This window comes from Bacteroidales bacterium, assembly GCA_018334875.1.
Taxonomy (GTDB): Bacteria; Bacteroidota; Bacteroidia; order Bacteroidales; family UBA12077; genus JAGXLC01.
Genome location: JAGXLC010000388.1, coordinates 1 through 3,819 on the forward strand (window position 1 = coordinate 1; position 3,819 = coordinate 3,819).

General features: G+C 42.8%; 6 protein-coding genes. 3 read left to right on the top strand and 3 right to left on the bottom strand.

Annotated features, from left to right (window positions below):
• Nucleotides 1-107: 107 nt before the first annotated feature.
• On the top strand, nt 108-716 hold the full coding sequence (locus KGY70_18560; protein ID MBS3777205.1) for a hypothetical protein: 609 nt from the start codon (nt 108-110) through the stop codon (nt 714-716).
• 40 nt (nt 717-756) lie between these two features.
• Here KGY70_18560 and KGY70_18565 read toward each other — a convergent pair whose 3' ends face one another.
• Genes KGY70_18565 through KGY70_18575 form a run of 3 tightly spaced genes read right to left on the bottom strand, consistent with a single transcriptional unit; the run spans nt 757 to nt 2,039 of the window.
• Nucleotides 757-1,125, bottom strand: coding sequence for a hypothetical protein (locus tag KGY70_18565; protein ID MBS3777206.1), 369 nt, complete (start codon nt 1,123-1,125; stop codon nt 757-759).
• A gap of 15 nt (nt 1,126-1,140) precedes the next feature.
• Complete coding sequence (locus KGY70_18570) at nt 1,141-1,686, bottom strand: sigma-70 family RNA polymerase sigma factor (protein ID MBS3777207.1); 546 nt, start codon at nt 1,684-1,686, stop codon at nt 1,141-1,143.
• Nucleotides 1,687-1,694: 8 nt separating this feature from the next.
• Nucleotides 1,695-2,039 (bottom strand): hypothetical protein, encoded by a 345-nt coding sequence (locus KGY70_18575; GenBank protein ID MBS3777208.1) that lies wholly within the window; start codon nt 2,037-2,039, stop codon nt 1,695-1,697.
• Nucleotides 2,040-2,375: 336 nt separating this feature from the next.
• Between KGY70_18575 and KGY70_18580 the strand changes: the two genes are divergently transcribed.
• Both KGY70_18580 and KGY70_18585 read left to right on the top strand, forming a co-directional pair.
• A complete protein-coding gene (locus KGY70_18580; GenBank protein ID MBS3777209.1) occupies nt 2,376-3,293 on the top strand; it encodes a 4Fe-4S binding protein in 918 nt (305 codons plus the stop codon).
• Between the two features lie 89 nt (nt 3,294-3,382).
• Nucleotides 3,383-3,819 (top strand): hydroxylamine reductase (locus tag KGY70_18585; protein MBS3777210.1); only part of this gene is annotated, 437 nt, incomplete at its 3' end.

The window sequence follows — 3,819 nt, forward strand, 5'->3', positions numbered from 1 at the left end:
ATAGGAAGAAAGGAGATGCAACCCGTTCTTAAAAAATTTAATGAAGTTTTTGAATAACATTCGCAACTAAATCAACCAATCACACATCTAATTAGTAAAAGTCATCTATGATTAAAATGAGGATCGGATTTGGAATAAAAGCGGTATTGGTCATACTGATATCGTTTCTGGCAGGCTGTGAGGAAGACAAAACCAACCTGGTATATGAACTGAATCCACCGGACGAGCTGGGAGAAGAAGTATACGGGGTCTACTCCAGGGTAATCGACCATCAATTCAGTAATCAGGATTATTTGGTACTGCAACAGCAAACCGATACCACAGTGCATGAGGATGCTTGTCAAGATTTATACGCGCGTGATACAACCGGCCTCGACAGCCTCACCCTTGACAATTATATCAAAAATAACGAGCATTCCTATAATCTGGGTACTGATTTTGATACGGATACACAGGTAAAACTCGTTACCCATGAAGAACTGGAATCATATGAACTCGACTCATACGAAGGCTGGGAAAGCTTCCACAAAAATTATCCCGAAACCAAAGGGGTGCTTTATTTAACCTTTCCAGGCTTCAACAGTGATTCCACCCGGACATTGCTTGAATATACCTGGCATACAGGAAAGAACCAGTCGGAATTTTACATAATGTATCTCAAAGAAGAAGAAGGGAAATGGGATATCATGGCCCACGAAACCATTGACGAGGAATAAATATACCCCCTACTTTAGTTATCCGGCCTAAATTTTTTCTTTAAAGGGTGTGGTGTGAGCCATTCCATCCGCTGCGCGACTCCAGGAATTCCGCCAAAAGCGTATATATGGCATAGACGAAAATTACGCTAAGAACCACAAACAGGGTCTGCATCACCCCGGCCGGATCCTGAATAAAGGAAAGACTCTCCACGGAAGCCCCCTGCAAATAAACCACAATACCTGACAATATCAGCAAAACCGAAGCCAGAACAACCAAAAGAGACTGGCTGCCCGCCGGTTTCAAAACTTTCTCCTTCCGCTTCTGTTCCAGTTGATGTATGACCCGGTCATTGAAATTCTCCGAAGGAACCTTCCGGACACCCAGTTGCATGATCTTCCTTGTAAGCTTGTCTTTACTGGCTTTCATTTATTTTTCCCTTTATTAAGCGTGTTTATATTGATTGATAATATCATAAAGATGCTTCCTTCCGCGATGCATCAGCACCCTGACATTGGACTTCGTAAAGCCTGTAATACCGATTATTTCATTAATGCTCTTTTCGCCGGAATAAAACAGCGACAATACCAGATGCTCATTGGGATTCAGCTTTTCCATCGCCTCATTCACCAGCTTCTGCTCCTCCTCTCGTGAAATCTTTTCGAATGCATCTTCATCCAAAGGAACGAATTTTAATGGTACGCCATTATCCCGATCCAGATGTAGGGATTCCCGGCTTTTTTCATTGAGTCGCCTTAGCGATTCATTGTAAACAATCCGGTAGAGCCAGGTGGAGAATTTTGACTCCTCCCGAAAACGCCCGATGGATGTCAACACCTTAATGAAAGCCTCCTGCACAATGTCCTCCGCATCGGTTTCATTCCCCACAAGCTTCAAGGCAATGGAAAAAGCCAGGTCCTTGTGCTGATCAAGGAGATAATTCAGTGCCTCCCGGTCTCCGTCTATGGCTTTTGACAGGTAGCTATCCATGAATCGTACTAATCTTCTTTCTCATCCATCCGTTTAAGCACCACCAGGTAATAGACGAGAAATCCTACACCTCCGACCATAAGCAATAATGAAAGATCTGCTACAACGCTATTAAAATCAATAACGCTTACCAGAAAAAGCCCCAGGCCAATCGAAATAAACAATATGGCATTTCTCAGTGTCGAAAGCTTTGAATATTTTCTGGAATCCATGCCGAGATCCACTGCTCCTTTCTCTATCATGGCCATTCTTTCTTTGTGCTTTGAAACAATGAATTTATAAATAATAATGGCTGCTGCTACAAACAGAATAATGGTAAACAATGCTGGTCCGGGTCCTGTCAATATTCCCATAATGATTAATTTTTAAGGTTCAACTTTATCCTTTAGATCGGCTTATATAAGAAATGTTACAATGCATAAGGTTAATTTTCTTGCATAAACAACTTCGCAATTAATGTTCATGTTTACTTCTCGCTCTGCCAGCCAGGAGGGAGAAGTATTTTTAGTCTTATTATTTAAATTGATTCTAAATAAACCAGTGTTATGAAAAAACATTGTGGCTTATTTGGTGAACCGAAATATTTACATTTATTTTGGTATTTCAATACTTAATTATTTAAACAAAAGATTGGATGTCTAACCTATTAAAGAATAAAAAGATACAAAAACAAACAATCTGAACAACCAATGAAAAGAAAAATCATAAATATAGATGAAAACAAATGCGACGGCTGCGGGCTGTGCGTTCCCGAATGCCACGAGGGTGCCCTGCAGATCATCGACGGCAAGGCACGTCTGGTAAGCGATCTGATGTGCGACGGCCTGGGCGCCTGCATCGGTCATTGCCCCCAGGGCGCCATCAGCATAGAAGAAAGGGAAGCCGAACCCTATGATGAGGTCGCGGTAATGAAGGAAATGGTTACCAAGGGCAAAAATACCGTAATTGCCCATCTGAACCATCTGAAGGATCACCATGAATTCGGCTACCTCAAGCAGGGAGCAAAGTATCTAAAAGAGCACCGCGGTGAGGTGGATTTTGATGTGGATGAGGTCATTGCCACGGTACATCAGGGCAACGGCAAAAAGCACCGGCATGCCCACGCAGCAGCTCATGCTGAAGAAGGAGGCTGCGGCGGAGGAGGCTGTCCGGGTAGTGCGGAAGTCGACCTGGAAGAACGGGATACCCGAGAAAACCTATCTGATGAGCCGTCAGGAACTAACCCGTCGCAGCTGGCCCACTGGCCCGTGCAGATGCATCTGATCAATCCGACTTCCCAGCAGTTTCGCAATGCCGATCTGCTACTTTCGGCTGATTGTGTGGCTTACGCCATGGGCGATTTCCACAGGCAATATATGAAAGGCAAAGCCCTTGCCATTGCCTGTCCGAAGCTGGATTCCAATAAGGAAAGCTACGTTGAAAAGCTGATTTCCATGATCAATGATGCCAAAGTAAACACCATTACCGTTATGAAGATGGAAGTGCCATGCTGTGGTGGACTGTTACAGCTAGCCCGGATGGCAGCGGAAAACGCCAGACGCAAGGTACCCATTAAATCGATTACGGTTGGAATACAGGGAGATATTCAGGAAGAACAATGGATATAAAACTAAGAAGACGCTTCATTAGTTATAGATACAAAATATATTTTACTGATAAACAATAAAAATTACAAATTAAAAAAGGAGAATCAACTATGGACATGAAAATGTTTTGCTATCAATGTCAGGAAGCTGCAAAAAATACCGGATGCACCATCAAGGGAACATGCGGAAAGTCACCGGAAGAATCGAATCTGATGGACCTTTTGATCTATGTGATCAAGGGAATTTCTATCTATTCGCAAAAAGCACGAAACAATCAGGTAGATTACGACAAGGGAAAAGTAGACAAATTCGTTTTTGATGGTTTGTTTACAACCATAACCAATACCAACTTTGACAAGAACGCCATCATTGAAGATATTCGGCAAGGTCTGGATATTAGAAACGAGCTCAGGCAAACCTTTAAAAATGCAGGTATTGAATTTAAGAATGAAGAGCTCCATGACGCCGCAACATGGCAAGGTTTCACGCCGGATGAATTTGAAAGGAAAGGAACTGCAATCGGGGTATTGGATACCGAAAACGAAGA